The organism is Mesoflavibacter zeaxanthinifaciens subsp. sabulilitoris (assembly GCF_014191595.1).
GTDB classification, from domain to species: Bacteria; Bacteroidota; Bacteroidia; order Flavobacteriales; family Flavobacteriaceae; genus Mesoflavibacter; species Mesoflavibacter zeaxanthinifaciens.
In genome coordinates this window covers 262,295-282,882 of the sequence record NZ_JACHWV010000006.1, presented here as the reverse complement: position 1 = coordinate 282,882, position 20,588 = coordinate 262,295, and the positions used below count along the sequence as shown (strand labels likewise).

Genomic DNA, 20,588 nt, shown 5'->3' with positions numbered 1-20,588 from the left:
GGTCCGCCTACATAAGGACTCGTTAATGCGTTTGTGTCTGAATCTGCTTCTGCAAAACTATTATGATACGTCACTACATAATCTGAAGCTGGCTGTGTCCCTAATATTAATAGCGTCTGACTCTCTAAATCAAATGGCTCTACACCATCATTACTCGGATCATCACAAACTACCATATCTGACGCTGGATTGATTGTAGGTTGAGCTGTAATATTTAAAGTAAATGTTTCAGACTCATAACAACCTGTATTTAGATACTCTACTCTAACATAAATAGTTTGAGGATTACCTAAAGTAGCTGTTGTCGTATAAGTATCTGGTGTTGGTATTGGATTAGTATCAGCATCTGCGTCTGCCTGACTTTCATGATAAGTTATAACTAAATCTGAAGGGATTGCTGATGGCGCTAATATCGGAGTATCATTTTCTGTTAAATCAAAAATATAAGGTGGTGCTCCTGGATTACACATAAATAAATCATCTGGTTCTCCATTATCTACTTCTGGATAAACATCAATACAAACTGTCTCTGTATATTCACATCCAAAATCATTTAAAACTCTGTAAGTATAACAATGTTGACCAGGCGTAGAAGGCTGAACAGTAATATCGTTTCCTGACGTACTAACAATAGAAGGGTCTGAATCCCAAGCTTCTGATGTTGTTACTGGTGTAAAAGAATATTCTGGTGGTTGTAATGTAGGATCAAACTCTATACTCCATGAAAAAATATAACCATTATCAATTGATAAATTATCTATTATTTCTATACACCAATCTCCGTTTAAAGGACTTCCTAATAAGTCAGATAGATTTCCTTCAGGAAGATAAGTTCCTGGTGTAATAGAATTATTTGGAGGATTAGAACCAGCAGTAATTGTTGGTCCATTTTCTATAGTTACTGTCCCTGTACTAGAGAAACAGTAATCTGCACCTGTACCTGGTGTATTAGTTCCATCGTCATTTGCTCCTCCTAAATAAGTCCCATTACCTCCTGGGTAACCTTTAAGCACAGCTGTTTGACCATTTGGACTTATAATATTAATATCTAAATCTCCCATATAAGAATGCTCCATGTTAACACAAATTGCAACAATTTGATTTACATCCGTTAATGTTAATGAAGATTCGTAACAATCAACTGTTACACATGTTTGGTATGTTGCTCCTGAACCATCAGGTAAAAATGTTGTACCACTAACTGGCGGAGTACAATCATTAATAAATTCTACTTGATTTGCTACTCCCGTTAAGGTTACCTGTTCTCCAAAACATGCTGTTGAAGCAGAGGCTGCTGTACCTGTAAAGTCAGGCTCTGTACTTACTTGAATAACTTGATTGATTAAATTGGTATTACTACAACCTGATGGATCAGGATCTGTATTTGTATCTGTAACATTTAAATTCACAATATACACACCTGGATTAGGGTAAGAAAAAGTTGCTGTTTGACCAGAAACTGTATTTCCATCTCCTAAATCCCATTCGTACGTTGCTCCAGTACCATCTACAGAAAAGTTAGCACTTCCGTTTAATGTTATAGGATCTCCTGGACAAACTCTTATATATCCATCTCCATTTGGAGCTGGTGAAGATGAATCCAATTGCGAAACAATAGTTTGACATGGTTCATAACAAGATACATTTGCTTCCCAACCTGTTGTATTAGCAGAAGCATCTGATGTGAATTCGATAGTAAGACATCCTGTTGGATTGTTTGGTGTAGCAGAAACAAAACCTGGGTTTGCTGAAGCACCACCACCAGAGAATGTTCCAAAAGCATTTGCTGCTGTGCTATCGCCGTCATAAATCGTCATTTCATCAGTACCATTTTGGGTGCTAAAAGCAACAAAATCTAATTGTACCTGCTGTCCAGCAGTATCTGGACATATAGTTAATATAAAACTTTCATCATTAGCGTAGTTACCTGCACTTCCACCTGAATCATAAAATACGCCTCCACATTGACTTACAGTTGTGGTTTGCATAATTATGTCTTGAGAAAACACAAAGAAAACATTTAGTAATAGAGTTATAGTAAGTAAAAACTTTTTCATTTTGTAGTAGTTTGAAAGTAAAATCTAGCGACTAATTATTTTTTTAAATTTTGAGCCTTTATAACAATATAATATTGTGTATTATCAATTCTGTATATCGCAGAACCAACTTTAAAAAATTCTAAATTATATTTTAAAGGATTAAATGTGTTAATATCAAAAGATTGGTCTCTTTTAAGCTCTTTATTATAATTATTGAACAAACCAACCGTTGAAAGTAAAGTCACTTTACTTTTTGAATTATAATGAGGTAGCTTTGTAATTAATAATCTATTTCTTAATAAATGTTTTAAATCCTTAATTTTTTGTGGTCTACTCAAAACATATTTTTCTAATTTGTCTTGATAAACTTCTTCAAGCATCCCTAATTCTTTTGCAGTAAAAGGAGCTTCTAAATTATCTCCATATTTAACTGGCTGCGTTTTTAATTTTCTATTGTTTTGAGCATTAACGTTTTGCACAGTAAAAACAATCGCAAAAAAAGATATTAGCAATAATATACGTCTCATAGTATTTTCTGAAATAATAAATTAAGATGGAAAATTAAGAAATTTTTAATAAACATTATGTTAATTAAAGAATGTAATTTACTTTTCAATGCTATTAAGTTTAAAACTTGCTAATTATTAACTTTAATTAAACTATTAGATTTTAATAATTGATTATCTTTGCAAACTATTTTAAACATCACATTTTTTATATAAATGAAGATTGATAACTCTGTAGAAAACATAGACAATAATGATCCTATTGGCGAAAACCATATAGGCACAAGTCATGACACACCGCTTAGACCTGATGCTTTTGCAATTTCTGACAAAGAAAAAATAGAAAGTATAAAAAAAGACGTAACAAACATAATGAATACCCTAGGTTTAGACCTAACAGACGACAGTCTAAAAGGGACACCTAACCGTGTAGCAAAAATGTTTGTAAACGAAATTTTTGGTGGGTTAAACCCAGATAAAAAACCTAACGCATCAACATTTGATAACAAATATCAATATGGAGAAATGTTGGTTGAAAAAAACATCACTGTATACTCTACTTGCGAGCATCATTTGTTACCAATAGTAGGACGCGCTCATGTCGCTTACATTTCTAACGGAAGCGTAGTTGGGCTTTCTAAAATGAATCGTATTGTAGATTATTACTCAAAGCGACCACAAGTACAAGAACGTTTAACAATTCAAATAGTAAAAGAATTACAAGACGTTTTAGGCACAGAGGATGTAGCATGTGTTATTGATGCTAAGCATTTATGCGTAAACTCTAGAGGTATTAGAGATATTGAAAGTAGCACCGTAACTTCTGAGTTTGGAGGCGCTTTTAAAAACAAAGAAACTAAACGCGAATTTTTAGATTACATCAAATTAGAGACTAAATTTTAGTATCAATCATGCAACTTTACCAAAACCAAAATATTAAAATATACAACTCTTTAACAGGAGAAAAAGAACAATTTAAATCAATACATGAAGGTAGCGTTGGCATGTACGTTTGTGGACCAACCGTTTACAGCAATGTACACTTAGGTAACGTCAGAACATTTATGTCTTTTGATGTTATTTTTAGATATTTAAAATATTTAGGTTACAAAGTAAGATATGTACGAAATATTACAGATGCTGGACATTTAGAGAATGATGCAGATGTTGGTGAAGACCGTATTGCTAAAAAAGCACGTTTAGAAGAAATAGAACCTATGGAAGTTGTACAACGTTACACAGTAGATTTTCATAATATTCTAAATACTTTTAATTTTTTACCACCAAGTATAGAACCAACCGCAACAGGTCATATTATTGAGCAAATAGAACTTATTAAAACAATAATTGACAATGGTTTTGCTTATGAAGTAAATGGTTCTGTTTATTTTGATGTACACAAGTATAACGAAAGCAATGAATACGGCATTTTAAGTAAGCGTAAACTTGAAGATTTAATTCATAATACACGTGAACTTGACGGACAATCTGACAAGAAAAACCCTCAAGATTTTGCACTTTGGAAAAAAGCCGAACCTGCACATATTATGCGTTGGCCATCTCCTTGGAGCGATGGTTTTCCTGGTTGGCACTTAGAATGTACAGCAATGAGCACTAAATATTTAGGTGAACATTTTGATATACATGGTGGCGGAATGGATTTAAAATTCCCGCATCACGAGTGTGAAATTGCTCAAAATCAAGCAGCAAAAGGAAAATCACCAGTTAATTATTGGATGCATGCCAACATGTTAATCATGAATGGTAAAAAAATGGCAAAGTCTACTGGTAATTTTATTTTACCTAATGAAATTTTTACAGGCGACAATCCTCATATCACTAAAGCATTTACACCAAGTGTTGCTCGTTTCTTTATGTTACAAGCGCATTACAGAAGTGTTTTAGATTTTACAAACGATGGTTTATTAGCTTCAGAAAAAGGCTATAATAGATTAATGGAAGCTGTAAAATCTTTGTCAGAATTAAAAACTTCTGATAAAAGTAGCATCGATATTAATGCTTGGCAACAAAAGTGTTTTGAGGCAATGAATGACGATTTTAATACACCAATTTTAATCGCCAATCTATTTGAAGCCGTAAAATATATCAATCAAATAAAAGATGGTACAGTAACAATAACTAAAGAAGATTTAGAGACGCTTACAAAAACCATTAACGATTTCACTTTTGATATTTTAGGATTAAAAGATGATACTATTCAAACTAATACAGGTACTGACAAATTATCTGGCACAGTAGAGCTTTTAATAAAATTACGTCAAGAAGCAAGAGCTAATAAAGACTTTGCTTTGAGCGACAAAATTAGAGACGAATTAGCCGAAGTAGGCATAAAACTTAAAGATGGTAAAGACGGTACAACCTTTACTACAAATTAATATTAAATCCTCTCTACATGAGAGGATTTTTCATTTTTAACAATGAAAAAACTGATTATCAAACCTTTTTTATTTCTTATAAAAGTTTATCAAACTTTTATATCTCCATTTACACCAAATACATGTAGATACCAACCAACATGCTCACATTACACTAAAGAAGCTTTGATAACACATGGGTTAATAAAAGGTGGCTGGTTAAGTATAAAAAGAATTTTTAGCTGTCATCCTTTTGGTGGTAAAGGTTTTGATCCAGTACCTCCAAAAAAAGAAAAAGAATAACTACTCTATATAAAATTAACCTATTACTTAACAGGTATAGTATCTTTTACAATTCTATATTCGTAATAGTCCATTTTATCACCAACTTCAAGCAATAATTTTTCTGCAACACCAGCATTAACCTCTAATACAAATTGAGCTTTTGTTTGTGACGGTAAAGATGACTCATCAAAAGGTTGAGCGTTTTCTTGAAAACTAACAATACGCTTATTGTGATCTATAAAAATTAAATCTAAAGGAAAACGTGTGTTTTTCATGTAAAAACTACGTTCTCTCACATCAGGAAACACAAATAACATACCTTGGTTATCTTCCATTCCGTCGCGATACATTAAGCCTGTTTGGATTTGGTAAGGAGTTTTTGCTATCTCTATATCAAAGATTTTAATTATGGTATCTGTTGTACCTTTAAAGAAAGTTAGTTCTCCTTCTTTTTTAAATTCAACTTTAACTTGCTCTATTGTTTTCTTTTCTTCTTTACATGAAGTAATACAAATAGCAAAAACTATAATTACAATTAGTGGCTTGTAAAATCTCATTAGATATTAGTTTTTTTTGGTTTAAAAGTGAACATAAAATATAAGCCTATAATTATAAACGGAATACTTAATAATTGTCCTGTATTTAACAACCAATCTGCACGTTCTGGATTTTGGGCTTCTTTTACAAACTCTACAAAAAATCTTACTGTCCAAAGCAATACTAAAAACAGACCAAATAAGAAACCACGTTGTTCTCCTTTATTAGTTTTTAAATAAAAATATAACAGAATTAAAAACACAAAAATATAACTAAAAGACTCATATAACTGAGCAGCGTGGCGATACGGAACAGCTTCTAAAAGAGTGGCAAATTTTGGGTTATCTGTTACTGCTGCGTAAGCTTTTTTTACGTCTTGAATACCTGTTAGCTTTACAATTTCTGACTTGTGATAATAGTCTTGCACAAAGCGTACACCTAAGTTAGAGTCTGTTACTTTACCAATAATTTCTGAATTTATAAAATTACCTATTCTAATAAATATAGCTCCAGAAGCTACAGGTATTACAATACGATCTAAAATCCACATTAATGATTTGTATTTATATTTTTTACGGTATAAATACATACCTATAATAATACCTATTGCTGCACCGTGACTTGCTAACCCTTGAAAGCCTGTAAACTCGAATTCTGGTTTGGTGCGTATTGGTAGAAAAATGCTTAAAAAATCTTGACTAAATAGTTCTGGTTGGTAAAATATAACATGACCTAATCTTGCACCTAACATAGTAGCTAAAACTGTGTAAATAAATAAAGGATCAAGATATTCTAATTTTATTTTTTCGCGCTTAAAGATATAGCTCATTATTTTATGTCCTAAAACAAATGCTATAATCCACATTAAACTATAAAAATGAATTTTGAAGTTTCCTGCTATATCTATTCCTGTTATTGGATTCCAGTCAAATTTTAATGCGTACATACTATTTTTTTTGCGATTGTAAATATAGTATTTATGCTTTAGTTATAAATAGAATTAACGCAGGTTTATTAATTAATTGATTTTTAATTTATATTTATTAGGCTTAAGATTAAGTTGATCTATGCGTTAGGGATTGAGCTATTGTTGGAGCACATCTTTGATTGCGACTAGCGAAAGCCCGACGCACTTTTGCCCTAAAGCAAAAGTGGGTAACGCCCAAAGTAATTGCATAAAAAAAGCCTTTTTACTAATGCAAAAAGGCTTTTTTATTATTTGGAGTTTGAAGGACTATTTTACAACAGTCTCATCAATTACTTCTTCTTTCTTTTTTAAAGCGTCTGCTGCGCCTCCTTTTTTAGCAGTATCAAACATGATTGGTGTTGCGATAAATAATGATGAATATGTACCTACAATTACACCTACGATTAAGGCAAACATAAATCCTCTAATTGATTCGCCACCAAAAATAAAGATAGCTAATAACACTACTAATGTTGTTAAAGAGGTGTTTAATGTACGGCTTAATGTGCTGCTTAATGATTTGTCAATTACTTCTGTAAATGGCCAGTTGGTATGCTCGTTAAAGAACTCACGAATACGGTCAAATACTACCACGGTATCGTTTAACGAGTAACCGATTACGGTAAGAATTGCTGCAATAAATGCTTGATCAATTTCCATTGAGAATGGCATAAACTTGTATGTTAATGAGAATACACCTAATACAATAATAACATCATGGAAAACAGCCGCTACTGCACCAAGAGAGAATTGCCATCTTTTAAAACGGAATAAGATATATAAGAATACCACTACTAAAGATCCTAATACAGCCCAGAATGATGCTTGTTTAATATCATCTGCGATTGATGGACTTACTTTGTATTGATCCATAATTCCTATTTGCTTGTCTGCTTTAGAAAGGTCTTTAAACTCTTCAAAAGATTGACCGTTTAAATATGGCTGTAAAGCGTTATATAGTTTTTCTCTTACTTCTTCGTCTACTTCGTTAGCAGTTTCGTTAATCTTATATTTTGTAGAGATTTTTAAGTTATTCTCGTCTCCTACAGTTTTTACAGATGCACTTCCAAATACTTCTGGTGTTGCTAAAGCTTCTTCTACCTCAACAGCGCTAACTGGCTCTGCAAAACGTACTTGTGTTGTACGTCCTCCAACAAAGTCAATACCTTGATCTAACCCATTAGTAAATAAAGACCCTAAACTTGCAATTAATAAAGCTCCAGAAATAATATAAGCTACTTTACGCTTTTTAAGGAACTCGATATTAATGTTTCTGAACAAGTTTTTAGTTACACCTGTAGAGAAATCTAATTTCCCTCCTTTATTTACATACCAGTCAATTAATAATCTAGTAATAAAAATTGCTGTAAATAAAGATGTACCTATACCTATTAATAATGTAGTTGCAAAACCTTTAATTGGTCCTGTACCAAATACAAATAAGATTAATGCTGTTAAACCTGTAGTAATGTTAGCATCTAAGATTGACGATAAAGCATTACTAAATCCGTCATTAATTGCAGATTTTTGATCTTTACCTTTACTTAATTCTTCTCTAATACGTTCAAAAATAAGAACGTTAGCATCTACCGACATACCTATTGTTAATACGATACCAGCAATACCAGGTAACGTTAACACTGCACCAATACCCGATAAAATTCCGAAGATTAATAAGATATTGAATAACATTGCGATATCTGAGAATATACCAGCTTTACCGTAATAGAAAACCATCCATAATAATACTAACGCTAAAGCAATACCAAAAGACATTGTACCACTATCAATAGCTTCTTGTCCTAAAGATGGACCAACTATACTACTTTGAATAATATCTGCTTTTGCAGGTAATTTACCAGCACGTAAAACGTTAGCTAAATCTGTTGCTTCTCTTAAAGTAAAGTCTCCAGAAATTTCTGTACTTCCACCAGCAATTGCTCCGTTAGAAGCTGTAGGTGCAGAGTATACTGTGTTATCTAAAACTACTGCAATTTGACCTTGAGTTTTGTAAGCTTCTCCGGTCATTTCTTCCCAAATCTTAGCTCCTTTACTGTTCATTTGCATACTTACAACAACTTTGTTTGCTTGGTTGTAAGTTTGACGCGCGTCTGTAACTACTGCACCACTTAATGGTGGCTCTCCATCTCTGTTACCTTGTAAAACATATAAGTCTACAACTTCACTATCTTCTGCTACTTTACCAAATACAAATTTTGTGTAACGTAACTCTGCAGGTAATTTTGCTCTTACCTCTGGCATAGCTAAAAGTTTAGCTACCTGCTCTTTATCTTCTACTCTAACTTGTGCTAAAGTTGCCCCAAAACCAGGACCAACAAAAAGATCTAATAAAGGATTGCTTTCTACAACTGTTTCATCTTCTTCTCCTGTTAAGTCTGCAATAGCTTGCTCTTCTTCAGTCATCTCTTCTTCATCTGCAGTAGCTTGATCTGCTTTAGCTTCTCCTTCTTTTGCTTTCAACACTTCATTAGCATCAAGTAAAAATTGACTAAATAATTGAGAGTTTGAACCATACCAAAACTCTAATTGCGCTGTAGTTGTTATTAAATCTGTAGCTCTTTCTACATCTTTAACACCTGGTAATTCTAATAATACACGACCAGAGTTACCTAAACGTTGGATGTTTGGAGACGTTACACCAAACTCGTCAATACGCTTACGTAATACTTCAAAAGCAGAAACAATAGACTCGTCTATTTTTGTTTCTAAAACCACTTTAGTCTCGTCATCAGACATATTAAGATCAATCTCTCCTACTAAAGAACGTGTTGCAAAAATATCTGGAGATGCTAATTTTTTATCTCCTTTGATAGCGTCAAAAGCAACAAAGAAATCTTCTAAATATGTATTTTGGCTATTTTTCTGAATTTCATCTGCATCATCTAATGCTTTTCTAAAAGTTGGATCTGTACTTCCGTCTGCAAGACCAATTAAGATGTCTTTTACAGAAATTTGTAAGATAGCCTCTAAACCTCCTTTAAGGTCAAGACCTAACTTCATTGAGTTTTCTTTAACTCCAACGTAATCGCTTCCTAAGAAAACACTTTCTTTAGATGTTGCTAAAGAGTCTAAATATCTTGCTGCATATTCGTTTACTTTTGCGCTACGATCCTCTGCAGACGCATCTATTTTTTGTTCTGCTATCTGTGTAGCTTCGCTCTCTACCGCATTATTTTTAAATGTGAAAGACAGCTGGTAAATACTTACCAATCCAAATAAAACTGCAAATAGTTTTATTAATCCTTTGTTTTGCATTGTTTGTTAATTTTTGGTCAATTTTATAAATCGGGCAAATATAATTTTTCCCTTAATAATTGACAATTATAATGTTTAAAATGATTTTATTAAGCTGAAAAGCTTTTAAGGTTGAATTCCTTTTTTTATTAAGATTGAAATGAAAAAGGTCCAGCTCTAACCTCTGGTATAGTGTAAGTTTTATTACTAAAAGTCAAATGGTATTGACTTGAAATATTTTGTTTTAAAACCGAAATATTAAGAAAATCGATTGCTACAAAATCATCTAAGTAAAACGGAAGATTTGTATTAGAAGAACGATCGTAATCTTGCTTAGTTACAATTATACTTTTTCCAGCAGAATTATTTTGATTTTTTGAAGACGTTTTAATCTCATAAACATCAAAATCAAATCCTTTTTTGCTAGTTTTTTTAGGTAGATTACTTTGGTTTTCTTCTAGATTTAAATAGCCTGATGCTATTTCTATCTGTAATGCTTTTGAAAGTAAAGACTTAATAACAACAACATCTAACTTACTGTGATAACTTATTTTTAATTGTTTATTAGCGTCCTTTTCTACAACTATATTAGTAACATCAATAGCCTCCAATTGCTCTTGTATTAAAGCAATTGTTTGTTCTGATTGTTCTAACGTTACTGTTTGATCTTCAAAACGAATATGTACTTCTTGATTTGGTAAAGAAGCTTGGTTTTGTAAAACTCCAAATACAGCTAGAACAACAATTAGAGCACTGATGTACCATTTTGTTTTCATAAGTGCCAAATATAAAAAATTAAGTCTTTAAAAAGGCTGATTTTGAGGTTTTTTACAAATAAAAAAGAGCAACGAATGTTACTCTTTTTTTATTTAAATTTTATAAAATAAATCTTTACTGATCCTCCATTTTAGAATAACCTTCTGGTGGAGTTAAATCGAACATGTTATTTGGTACAGCTTCGCTTTTAACTTCTGTAACATCGTACAACAAGGTCATTTTCATACCTTGCTGAAGTACGTTTATTTTCATAAATAAAGGAAAACCATCTAACTCGTCTCCAAACTGAGACGTTTCTTGAGTCTGAGCTTTAATTTGATCTGTAGCAAATATCTCCATAGTCATATCTACACCATCAGCCTTCATTGTTACATTGTACTGTTGGCAATCATATCCTAAAATAGTTTTTGTTTGATCTCCTTTAGTAATTTTAATATCATCGCCTAAGTCTTCTGGTGCTTCATAATCGGTCATTGTATATTTTTTACCGTACATTGGAGAGCTTATTAAGGTTAAAACTTTTTCTTTTTGCTTATCTACTATTGTAATAGACTCACCAGACATTGGACTACTAGTTTCTGCTCTTACTCTATCTTCTGTAAAATATGTCGTAATTTTAGTTTCGCCCATCATTTGTAATTGCGAATTCATCTCTGCATTATCACTAGACATTGTCATTTTTGAAGAGATTACTCCTTCTTTTAATTCTTCTTGAGCAACACTTACTAAACTGAATGATGCTAGAAGTATAAAAATTAATTTTTTCATTATTTTATTTTTAATTATTGAATGTTGTAATGTACTGAAATTGTTTTTAATTAATACAGATTTTATAAAATAAAAAAGCCTCATAAAGTAAAAACTTTATGAGGCTTAGTTGTATTATTTAATAAAATCTTATAATTCTAATAAACCATTAGTTTTAGACACACCTTCTGCACTTTCTTTCATATGTGCTTTTTCTGCATCGCTAAGTTCAATCTCTACAACTTTTTCAATTCCGTTGCGTCCTAAAATTACTGGCACACCAATACATAAGTCATTTAATCCGTATTCTCCATCTAATAAAGTTGAACATGGGAACATTTTCTTTTGGTCACAAGCAATTGCTTGAACTAATCCAGATACAGCTGCTCCTGGTGCATACCATGCAGAAGTCCCTAATAACTTTGTTAATGTTGCTCCTCCTACTTTAGTATCTTCTTTTACTTGATTTAATCTTTCTTCTGAAATAAATTCTGAAACCTTAATACTATTTCTTGTAGCATGAGATGTTAATGGCACCATACCTTTATCTGAATGTCCTCCAATTACCATACCGTCTACATCGCTAATTGGACATTCTAAAGCTTCTGCTAGTCTATACTTGAAACGTGCAGAATCTAAAGCTCCACCCATACCGATAATTCTGTTTTTTGGTAAATCTGTAGTTTTGTGTACTAAGTAAGTCATAGTATCCATTGGGTTACTAACTACAATTATGATCGTATTAGGAGATTGCTCTATAAGACTAGAAGATACAGACTTAACAATACCAGCGTTGATGCCTATTAACTCTTCACGAGTCATACCTGGCTTACGAGGTATACCTGATGTAATTACACAAATATCACTATCTGCTGTTTTAGAATAATCGTTTGTTACACCTGTAATTTTTGTATCAAAACCATTTAAAGATGCTGTTTGCATTAAATCCATTGCTTTACCTTCTGCAAAACCTTCTTTAATGTCTAATAAAACAACTTCTGAAGCGAAGTTTTTAATAGCAATATACTCTGCACAACTTGCACCAACTGCACCTGCACCAACTACTGTTACTTTCATGTTATATATTTTTAATTGTGTTAATTAATTTATCCTACAAATTTAACAATTTAACCCGAAGAATTAACCGAAAACATCAAAATATTAGATTAAATTAAGCTTAAAACTAATCTGTTAACTTCTACCGAAAATTATTTTGTATAAAATAAAAAAAACACCTGAAATATAATTTTCAGGTGTTTTTAATATTCATTTAAATATCTAATTAAGCATCTATATTTGCATAAATAGCATTCTTCTCTATAAATTCTCTACGTGGCGGAACTTCATCTCCCATTAGCATAGAAAATACTCGATCTGCTTCTGTACCATTATCTATTTGTACTAGACGTAATGTTCTAAATTCTGGATTCATTGTTGTATCCCAAAGTTGTTCTGCATTCATCTCTCCAAGACCTTTATATCTTTGGATTTTTGAAGATTCACCAAATTCTTTAACGATTGCATCACGTTCTTTATCATTCCAAGCATATTGTTTCTTAGCACCTTTTTTAATTAAGTAAAGTGGCGGCGTTGCTATGTATACGTGACCAGCTTCGATTAATTCTTTCATGTATCTAAAGAAAAATGTCAAGATTAATGTTGCAATGTGACTACCATCAATATCGGCATCACACATAATTACAATCTTATGATATCTTAATTTAGAAAGATTTAAGGCTTTACTATCTTCTTCTGTACCTATAGTTACACCTAAAGCTGTGAAAATGTTTTTAATTTCTTCGTTTTCAAAAACTTTATGTGTCATTGCTTTTTCTACGTTTAAGATTTTACCTCTTAATGGTAGAATAGCTTGAAACTTTCTATCTCTTCCTTGTTTTGCAGTACCACCTGCCGAATCTCCCTCAACAAGAAACACTTCACATTGTGCTGGATCTTGCTCTGAACAGTCTGATAATTTACCAGGTAATCCACCAATACTCATTACTGTTTTACGCTGTACCATTTCGCGCGCTTTTTGAGCAGCGTGACGTGCTTGAGCTGCTAAAATCACTTTTTGCACTATGGTTTTGGCTGTATCTGGATGTTCTTCTAGATAATCGGTTAACATTTCTGACACTGCTTGACTTACAGATGCAGAAACTTCACGGTTACCTAATTTTGTTTTTGTTTGACCTTCAAATTGTGGTTCTGCTACTTTAACAGAAACAATAGCTGTAAGTCCTTCACGGAAATCGTCTCCTGCAATGTCAAATTTTAATTTATCCAACATTCCAGATTCATCTGCATATTTTTTTAGGGTATGTGTTAATCCACGACGAAAACCTGATAAATGTGTACCACCTTCGTGTGTATTAATATTATTTACGTAAGAGTGTAAATTCTCGGCATAACTTGTGTTGTAAATCATGGCAACCTCAACAGGCACTCCATTTTTTTCACCTTCAAAAGAAATAGCCTCTTGCATTAAAGGCTCTCTATTTCCATCTAAAAACTTGATAAACTCTTTAAGACCTTCTTCTGAATGGAATGTTTCTCCCTCAAAATTACCATCTTCTTTTTTGGCACGTTTATCTATTAAATGAATAGTTATTCCTTTGTTTAAGTAAGCCAACTCACGTAAACGGCTAGCTAAAGTATCATAACTATACTCTAATGTTTGTTTAAATATTTCTGGATCTGGTTTAAAGGTTACAATTGTACCTCTTTTATCTGTATCTCCAACAGCTTTTACAGGATAAAGTGTTTTTCCTCTTTCGTATTCTTGCTCCCATATTTTACCATCACGATGTACTGTTGCTTTTAAGTGTTCTGATAATGCGTTAACACAACTTACACCTACACCATGTAAACCACCTGATACTTTGTATGAGTCTTTATCAAACTTACCACCAGCTCCAATTTTTGTCATTACAACTTCTAACGCAGAAATCCCTTCTTTTTTATGAATATCTACAGGAATACCACGTCCGTCATCTTCTGTTGTAATCGAGTTGTCTTCGTTAATAGTTACTGTAATATTGTTACAGTGTCCTGCTAAAGCCTCATCAATCGAGTTGTCCACAACCTCGTACACTAGGTGGTGTAAACCTCGTACTCCAACATCTCCAATATACATTGAAGGACGCATACGTACGTGCTCCATTCCTTCTAATGCCTGAATACTGTCTGCGGAATACTGTTTTTTATTTTCTTCGCTCATATATCGAATTATTAGTTATTTGCTTTTTTAAATTTTCTTCTAAAAGAAAGTTATACACATAAAAAAAGACGCTTTAGCGCCTCTTATGAGTACAAACAAATATACGAAATAAAAGCCCTTTTTCAAGCTTTTTTATCTACTTAGCCTTAAAATTATCAACAATTGTTAAAAACCTAAAAACGTCTTAAAAGCGCTAAAAAGTGTCTTAAAATGGATTTTAGTCATTTTTTTTATTTCATTTTTTTCAAAAAAACACAAAATCCCGCAGAAGCGAGATTTTGGAGCTAAAAATAATTAATATTCTATACTTTTATTTATTAATATGCTGAGTTGTGAACGTTTGCTATTGCTCTTCCTGATGGTTCATTCATTTTTTTAAATGCTTCATCCCATTCTAAAGCTGTTGCTGTACTACATGCTACGCTTGCCTCTTGTGGTACACTTAATGCTGCAGCATCACTTGGGAAGTGTTCTTCAAAAATAGAACGATAATAAAACTCTTCTTTGTTTTGCGGTGTTTGGATTGGGAAACGGTATTTTGCATTTTCCATCTGCTCGTCACTTACTTCTCTTTCTACTACTTCTTTTAAAGTATCTATCCAGCTGTAACCAACACCGTCACTAAATTGTTCTTTTTGTCTCCACGCAACGCTTTCTGGTAACATATCTTCAAACGCTTTACGGATAATCCATTTTTCCATACGTTCTCCATTAATCATTTTGTCTTTTGGATTTAAACTCATCGCTACGTCCATAAATTCTTTATCTAAAAATGGAACACGTCCTTCAATACCCCAAGCAGCTAAACTTTTGTTTGCTCGCAAACAATCATACATATGTAATTTGTCTATTTTGCGAACAGTTTCTTCATGAAACTCTTTTGCATTTGGTGCTTTATGAAAGTATAAATAACCACCAAAAATCTCGTCTGCTCCTTCACCCGAAAGTACCATTTTGATTCCCATAGATTTAATTACTCTTGCCATTAAATACATTGGTGTTGAAGAGCGAATAGTGGTAATATCGTAGGTTTCTATGTTATAAATCACATCTTTTATGGCATCTAAACCTTCTTGAATTGTGAATTTAATTTCGTGATGTACAGTACCAATATGATCTGCTACTTTTTGTGCTGCTGCTAAATCTGGAGAGCCTTCTAATCCAACAGAAAAACTATGTAATTGCGGATACCATGCTGCTTGTTTATCATCACTCTCTACACGTAATTGTGCATATTTTTTTGCAATTGCAGAAGTTACAGAACTATCCAATCCACCAGATAATAAAACTCCATAAGGTACATCGCTCATTAACTGTCTTTTTACAGCAGCTTCTAAAGCTTCTTTTACTTTTATTATACTAGTTTCGTTATCTTTTACGTTATCGTAGTCTCTCCAATCTCTATTCCACCATTTAACAAACTCGCCATCTTTACTTGACATGTAGTGACCAGGAGGAAATAATTCTATTTTAGTACAAATACCTTCTAAAGCTTTTAATTCTGAAGCCACATAAAAGGTTCCGTTTTGATCCCAACCTATATACAATGGAATAATCCCCATGTGGTCTCTTGCTATAAAATATTCGTCTTTTTCAACATCATAAATTGCAAAACCAAATATTCCGTTCATTTCGTCTACAAAATCAACACCTTTTTCTTTGTAAAGCGCTAAGATGACTTCGCAATCACTTTCGGTCTGAAAGTTATACTTACCGTCAAATTGCTTACGTAACTCTCTATGGTTGTAGATTTCGCCATTAGCTGCCAAAACCAGTTTTTTATCAGGACTAAACAATGGTTGTTTTCCTGATGCTGGATCTACAATAGCAAGACGCTCGTGTGCCAAAATAGCTTTATCATCACTGTATATACCAGACCAGTCTGGTCCACGATGACGAATGGTTTTAGACATTTCTAATATTTGAGGTCTTAAATCTTCGCTTTTCTGTTTTAAATCGAAAGCACATACTATTCCACACATAATCTTAATATTTTAAATTCGTTAATTACTAATTGATATAACAAATATTAGTTTTATGTTTCAGTATTAAAACACAAAGTCTTATTATGCTTACAAAATGTAATTTTAATTTAAAAAATTAATAAAAAATGAAATTTTAAGATAGACTATTTCATTTTTTAGTTAAAATGTGTGAGTTTTAAAAGACTAAACTTTTAAATGTCCCCAATTTTCACCTGTTTTTATACGGTGTAATTGCATTTCTGAAACACCAAACTGCTTAGCTAAGATTTTTAAACGTGTTCGTCTATTAGGATCTAATAGCTTTTTCTTTAAGCGCATAGCTTGTGTTTCTGTTAACTTAGAGTATTTAATAACACTATTCTTAGCAATGTAATCGGGATTTTTGAATTGGTGAAGTTCTTTTTCTCGTTTAGTTGCCCATTTTAGGTTTTCTACTTTATTATTCATTTTGTTATAATCTAAATGAATAACATACTTAGCATCTTCAGGTTTTTCTAAAAAATGTTGAGCTACAATTTTATGGATGTATCTTGCTGTTTTTGTCCCTTTCTTTTTAACAACAGATACTGTATTATAACCGTTTATAGAATACTGTTTTTCTATTAAAACATCTTCACCGTTAACTACTTTTATTAGTCTACCGTAGTTAGATATTTTAAATGTCATTTGTTCGGAAATATCATTATCAAAAACAATGTCTTTCCATTTTTCGTTGTAGTGATTTCTAATCATATTGTATTACATTTACACACTTAATAATATACATTATGATTAATAGCTTGCTGCTAAGTTACTAATTTTAAGGGATATTGAGATACTTATGTGTTTGCAATGACACTTTCCATTTAGGATTTGCCATTACGTAATCTACAATTAATGGTATCATTTTATCTCTTTTACTCCATTCTGGTTGCATGTATAAAATGCAGTTATCGTTGACTTTAGCGGCTTGTTCTTCTGCAAATTTAAAGTCATCTTTATTGTAAATTATAACTTTTAACTCGTCAGCTTTCTCGTAAACTTTTTTTGTAGGTAATTTCATCTTTTTTGGAGATAAACATATCCAATCCCATTGTCCTGTTAGCTCATAAGCACCTGATGTTTCAATATGAATCTTACAACCTTCTTCTTTTAATTGTCTTGTAAGCTCCGTCATATCCCAAGTCAAAGGTTCTCCTCCTGTAACAACAACTGTATCGCTATATTTTTTTGCATTAGCAACAATAGTTTCAGTTTTTGTAGGTGGATGTAAATCTGCAATCCAACTTTCTTTAACATCACACCAATGACAACCAACATCACAACCACCTATTCTTACAAAGTAAGCAGCTGTGCCTTTATGATATCCTTCTCCTTGTATGGTATAAAATTCTTCCATTAAAGGAAGCATTAAACCTTTGTTTACTAAATCTTGAATCTCTTGCTTCATAGCGTGCAAAAGTAAGACAAATAGCTAAATATCTCTTGAAGATTTTTGCTTAATCAACATTTTATCTAATTATTCTTACAAATCAACGAAAAACCTGAAACCAAGGGGCTTGTAATTTCGTAAAAGGAATATGTAAGTTTATTTTTACAAACGCAAATTAATAGTCATGAAAAAAATTAACATCTTAGTTTTAGTTTTATTAACCTCAGTTTTATCTTTCTCTCAAGTTGGAATAAACACATCAACTCCTGACAATTCTTCAATTTTAGATATTGAAAGTTCTGATAAAGGTGTACTGTTTCCTAGAATGACTTCTGTAGAAAGAGATGCAATTACAAATCCTGCTAACGGACTTATTATCTTTAATACTGATGAAAACAAACTTCAGTTTAATATAGGAATAAGTACCGCTCCTATTTGGACATCTGTAAACAATAATCCAAGTGTAAGTACAGATGCTGGTAACCAATTAACTAGTGGATCTGACAATGGTGTTTATTTAGGAAGAACAACTCATTTTGGTAAATTTAGAATTACAGGTACAGGTAATGTTACCATTTCTGGTTTACCTTTTGAGCCTTCTCAAGTAAAATTTACAGCTCATGCCAATGTAGAAACTTATAATTTGGATTCTGACAACGGAACAAACAATAATAATGGTGGAATCCCTAATGCTTTTGGATCTATGAATGGTTATGTCACAAATTATAACAGTATTATAGACCAACAGATGATTTATGTCGGTGGATCTGGTAACTCTATTAATGATATCTCTAGATTTTCTTCTAGCTCACACTGTATAGGAATTAGATATTCAAACCAAAATGGTGATAGTTTAGGTATAACTTCTGCTTCAATTGTAAGCTTTAATGCTGACGGTTTTACTATTAATGTAGATCGATATGCAGATAATTTAGTTGTTATTTTTGAAGCCTACAAATAAGGAAATTATGAAAAAAATATTTTTTCAAATTGTCTTTATTTGTTTATCACCATTTGTATTTGCTCAAGTAGGAATAAATACTTCAAACCCTGATCAATCTGCAATTTTAGACATTAACAGTAATGAAAAAGGTATTCTTTTACCAAGGTTAACTAGTACCGAAAGAGATGCTATTTTAAATCCTGCAAATGGTTTGATTATTTACAACACGGATAGTGATGAAATTCAAATCAATACTAATACATCCGCAACACCTAATTGGGAAGCATTAAGTATTACAGCAACGTCAACAGCATCTCCTGGGCAATCTACTAAATACAGCAATGTAGATGTAACAACTAATGTTAATAATAATACATCTATACATTTACCTGTTTTTGGGCTTGCTGAATGGAACGATAATACTTCCCTTTACGTTATAGACAATGTAAATCATACAGTAACTGTTAATGAAACCGGAAGATATGAAATACTAGTTAATGCAAGTATTTTATCAACCAGTAATAGTGCAAGAAAAGCTCCAGAAATGTATATTTCAGTTAATGGCACTCAAGTAGGATCGTTTTCTTCTACTGGATACATGAGAAGAGCTAACGGTCATGAAGAAACGACTTTAAACCTGAATGAAGTTATACAAGTTAACGCTGGCGATGTTATTAGTATAGATATTTTAAGAACAGGAAACACTGGTACTGTTAACCTAAGATCATCAGGTAGCACTAATTTTTATATAGAAAAAATACTATAAATAAATCCCTCCAAATAGATTAATAGCAATGAAATCTTTTCTTATTATATTATTTTTTACAATTAATTTCACTTTATCCTTTTCTCAAGTAGGAATAAACACCTCTACTCCTGATGATGGATCTGTTCTGCAAATAGATAGTACTACTGGTGCTTTTGTACCACCAAGAATGACTAGTACAGAAATGAACGCTATACCTACGCCTCTAGAAGGAGCTATGGTATATAATACAACAACAAGTTCTTATTATGTATTTAAAAATAATGTCTGGTCTCCACAATCTAGTCGCACATTGATTATTAACAGAAACTTTCCAAATAGCAATAATGCTTTAGCTACACCAAATAACACTTATGTAAACTTTCCAATTGGTACAGCAGATGTAATATCTAATAATTCAGAAGTATTTAATGTTACTGGTAATGGTACAATAGAGATTTCTCAAGCTGGAAATTATTTATTTACAGCTTCATTATCTTCACCTAATATGCCTAACGGAAACACTAAATACATTTTAGCTCTAGAAGTAAACAACACTTTAGTTGGTTATTTAAACAGAGGTGTTGCAACATTACAAAGTACTGATTATTGGGGAACAAGCGGCGCTATTATGTATCCAGTAAACGCAAATGATGTTGTAACTATTAGATATGTAATTAATAATAACGGCACTACTATTAACGCTAGATTTGCAAATATAGGCATCACCAAACTGGACTAATAAAGCCTTACAAACTGTTAATATTTGCTTATTAGCTTATTTTTTTCTTCTTGT

At 32.2% G+C, this 20,588-nt stretch carries 18 protein-coding genes; 6 read left to right on the top strand and 12 right to left on the bottom strand.

Translation table 11 applies throughout. The features are described 5' to 3' along the window. Together FHS04_RS11040 and FHS04_RS11035 are read right to left on the bottom strand one after the other, a co-directional pair. Positions 1–2,057, bottom strand: a 2,057-nt coding sequence (locus FHS04_RS11040; RefSeq protein WP_183408375.1) for a PKD domain-containing protein, incomplete at its 3' end; no start/stop codon positions are given. A 35-nt stretch (positions 2,058–2,092) separates the two neighbouring features. Beyond that, on the bottom strand, positions 2,093–2,566 hold the full coding sequence (locus tag FHS04_RS11035; protein ID WP_106676810.1) for a hypothetical protein: 474 nt from the start codon (positions 2,564–2,566) through the stop codon (positions 2,093–2,095). 195 nt (positions 2,567–2,761) lie between these two features. On the opposite strand from FHS04_RS11035, the gene folE reads away from it, so the two are divergent. From folE to yidD, 3 genes are read left to right on the top strand one after another with little or no spacing between them, the layout of a single operon-like run. Next, entirely contained in the window at positions 2,762–3,448 is a 687-nt protein-coding gene (gene folE, locus FHS04_RS11030) for a GTP cyclohydrolase I FolE (RefSeq protein WP_106676808.1), read from the top strand. An 8-nt stretch (positions 3,449–3,456) separates the two neighbouring features. After that, complete coding sequence (gene cysS, locus FHS04_RS11025) at positions 3,457–4,941, top strand: cysteine--tRNA ligase (RefSeq protein ID WP_106676806.1); 1,485 nt, start codon at positions 3,457–3,459, stop codon at positions 4,939–4,941. 42 nt (positions 4,942–4,983) lie between these two features. Further along, a complete protein-coding gene (gene yidD / locus FHS04_RS11020; RefSeq protein ID WP_027880160.1) occupies positions 4,984–5,223 on the top strand; it encodes a membrane protein insertion efficiency factor YidD in 240 nt (79 codons plus the stop codon). Positions 5,224–5,246: 23 nt separating this feature from the next. Here the strand turns inward: yidD and FHS04_RS11015 are convergent, their stop codons facing one another. The 10 genes from FHS04_RS11015 to FHS04_RS10970 form a co-directional block, all read right to left on the bottom strand. Beyond that, the gene (locus FHS04_RS11015) at positions 5,247–5,762 is read right to left on the bottom strand and encodes a DUF192 domain-containing protein (protein WP_106676804.1); all 516 of its coding nucleotides are present in this window, start codon (positions 5,760–5,762) and stop codon (positions 5,247–5,249) included. Further along, positions 5,762–6,688 (bottom strand): prolipoprotein diacylglyceryl transferase, encoded by a 927-nt coding sequence (gene lgt, locus FHS04_RS11010; protein ID WP_106676802.1) that lies wholly within the window; start codon positions 6,686–6,688, stop codon positions 5,762–5,764. Before lgt ends, FHS04_RS11015 begins: the two co-directional genes overlap by 1 nt. Before the next feature lie 288 nt (positions 6,689–6,976). After that, complete coding sequence (secDF, locus tag FHS04_RS11005; RefSeq protein WP_106676800.1) at positions 6,977–9,985, bottom strand: protein translocase subunit SecDF; 3,009 nt, start codon at positions 9,983–9,985, stop codon at positions 6,977–6,979. A 128-nt stretch (positions 9,986–10,113) separates the two neighbouring features. After that, positions 10,114–10,740 (bottom strand): hypothetical protein, encoded by a 627-nt coding sequence (locus FHS04_RS11000; RefSeq protein WP_106676798.1) that lies wholly within the window; start codon positions 10,738–10,740, stop codon positions 10,114–10,116. Between the two features lie 115 nt (positions 10,741–10,855). Continuing rightward, complete coding sequence (locus FHS04_RS10995) at positions 10,856–11,509, bottom strand: DUF4412 domain-containing protein (protein WP_181256100.1); 654 nt, start codon at positions 11,507–11,509, stop codon at positions 10,856–10,858. A gap of 129 nt (positions 11,510–11,638) precedes the next feature. Then, positions 11,639–12,565 (bottom strand): malate dehydrogenase, encoded by a 927-nt coding sequence (mdh, locus tag FHS04_RS10990; protein WP_027880166.1) that lies wholly within the window; start codon positions 12,563–12,565, stop codon positions 11,639–11,641. 205 nt (positions 12,566–12,770) lie between these two features. Further along, positions 12,771–14,708, bottom strand: coding sequence for a DNA topoisomerase (ATP-hydrolyzing) subunit B (gyrB, locus tag FHS04_RS10985; protein WP_027880167.1), 1,938 nt, complete (start codon positions 14,706–14,708; stop codon positions 12,771–12,773). Between the two features lie 317 nt (positions 14,709–15,025). After that, the gene (gene asnB / locus FHS04_RS10980; protein WP_106676794.1) at positions 15,026–16,690 is read right to left on the bottom strand and encodes an asparagine synthase B; all 1,665 of its coding nucleotides are present in this window, start codon (positions 16,688–16,690) and stop codon (positions 15,026–15,028) included. A 186-nt stretch (positions 16,691–16,876) separates the two neighbouring features. Further along, positions 16,877–17,425, bottom strand: a complete 549-nt coding sequence (locus tag FHS04_RS10975; protein WP_027880169.1) for an HNH endonuclease — start codon at positions 17,423–17,425, stop codon at positions 16,877–16,879. Between the two features lie 67 nt (positions 17,426–17,492). Further along, complete coding sequence (locus FHS04_RS10970) at positions 17,493–18,122, bottom strand: 7-carboxy-7-deazaguanine synthase QueE (protein ID WP_106676792.1); 630 nt, start codon at positions 18,120–18,122, stop codon at positions 17,493–17,495. 166 nt (positions 18,123–18,288) lie between these two features. Between FHS04_RS10970 and FHS04_RS10965 the strand changes: the two genes are divergently transcribed. From FHS04_RS10965 to FHS04_RS10955, 3 genes are read left to right on the top strand one after another with little or no spacing between them, the layout of a single operon-like run. Further along, the gene (locus FHS04_RS10965) at positions 18,289–19,065 is read left to right on the top strand and encodes a hypothetical protein (protein ID WP_106676790.1); all 777 of its coding nucleotides are present in this window, start codon (positions 18,289–18,291) and stop codon (positions 19,063–19,065) included. Between the two features lie 7 nt (positions 19,066–19,072). Further along, positions 19,073–19,813: a hypothetical protein gene (locus FHS04_RS10960; RefSeq protein WP_106676788.1), complete on the top strand. Its 741-nt coding sequence runs from the start codon at positions 19,073–19,075 to the stop codon at positions 19,811–19,813. Between the two features lie 28 nt (positions 19,814–19,841). Then, positions 19,842–20,534, top strand: a complete 693-nt coding sequence (locus FHS04_RS10955) for a hypothetical protein (protein WP_106676786.1) — start codon at positions 19,842–19,844, stop codon at positions 20,532–20,534. Positions 20,535–20,588 lie beyond the last annotated feature (54 nt).

What these genes read in the sequence shown, in the direction of transcription:
- FHS04_RS11035 (WP_106676810.1), bottom strand. Translation starts at nt 2,566, where the DNA reads ATGAGACGTATATTATTGCTAATATCTTTTTTTGCGATTGTTTTTACT.
- folE (WP_106676808.1), top strand. Translation starts at nt 2,762, where the DNA reads ATGAAGATTGATAACTCTGTAGAAAACATAGACAATAATGATCCTATT.
- cysS (WP_106676806.1), top strand. Translation starts at nt 3,457, where the DNA reads ATGCAACTTTACCAAAACCAAAATATTAAAATATACAACTCTTTAACA.
- yidD (WP_027880160.1), top strand. Translation starts at nt 4,984, where the DNA reads ATGAAAAAACTGATTATCAAACCTTTTTTATTTCTTATAAAAGTTTAT.
- FHS04_RS11015 (WP_106676804.1), bottom strand. Translation starts at nt 5,762, where the DNA reads ATGAGATTTTACAAGCCACTAATTGTAATTATAGTTTTTGCTATTTGT.
- lgt (WP_106676802.1), bottom strand. Translation starts at nt 6,688, where the DNA reads ATGTACGCATTAAAATTTGACTGGAATCCAATAACAGGAATAGATATA.
- secDF (WP_106676800.1), bottom strand. Translation starts at nt 9,985, where the DNA reads ATGCAAAACAAAGGATTAATAAAACTATTTGCAGTTTTATTTGGATTG.
- FHS04_RS11000 (WP_106676798.1), bottom strand. Translation starts at nt 10,740, where the DNA reads ATGAAAACAAAATGGTACATCAGTGCTCTAATTGTTGTTCTAGCTGTA.
- FHS04_RS10995 (WP_181256100.1), bottom strand. Translation starts at nt 11,509, where the DNA reads ATGAAAAAATTAATTTTTATACTTCTAGCATCATTCAGTTTAGTAAGT.
- mdh (WP_027880166.1), bottom strand. Translation starts at nt 12,565, where the DNA reads ATGAAAGTAACAGTAGTTGGTGCAGGTGCAGTTGGTGCAAGTTGTGCA.
- gyrB (WP_027880167.1), bottom strand. Translation starts at nt 14,708, where the DNA reads ATGAGCGAAGAAAATAAAAAACAGTATTCCGCAGACAGTATTCAGGCA.
- asnB (WP_106676794.1), bottom strand. Translation starts at nt 16,690, where the DNA reads ATGTGTGGAATAGTATGTGCTTTCGATTTAAAACAGAAAAGCGAAGAT.
- FHS04_RS10975 (WP_027880169.1), bottom strand. Translation starts at nt 17,425, where the DNA reads ATGATTAGAAATCACTACAACGAAAAATGGAAAGACATTGTTTTTGAT.
- FHS04_RS10970 (WP_106676792.1), bottom strand. Translation starts at nt 18,122, where the DNA reads ATGAAGCAAGAGATTCAAGATTTAGTAAACAAAGGTTTAATGCTTCCT.
- FHS04_RS10965 (WP_106676790.1), top strand. Translation starts at nt 18,289, where the DNA reads ATGAAAAAAATTAACATCTTAGTTTTAGTTTTATTAACCTCAGTTTTA.
- FHS04_RS10960 (WP_106676788.1), top strand. Translation starts at nt 19,073, where the DNA reads ATGAAAAAAATATTTTTTCAAATTGTCTTTATTTGTTTATCACCATTT.
- FHS04_RS10955 (WP_106676786.1), top strand. Translation starts at nt 19,842, where the DNA reads ATGAAATCTTTTCTTATTATATTATTTTTTACAATTAATTTCACTTTA.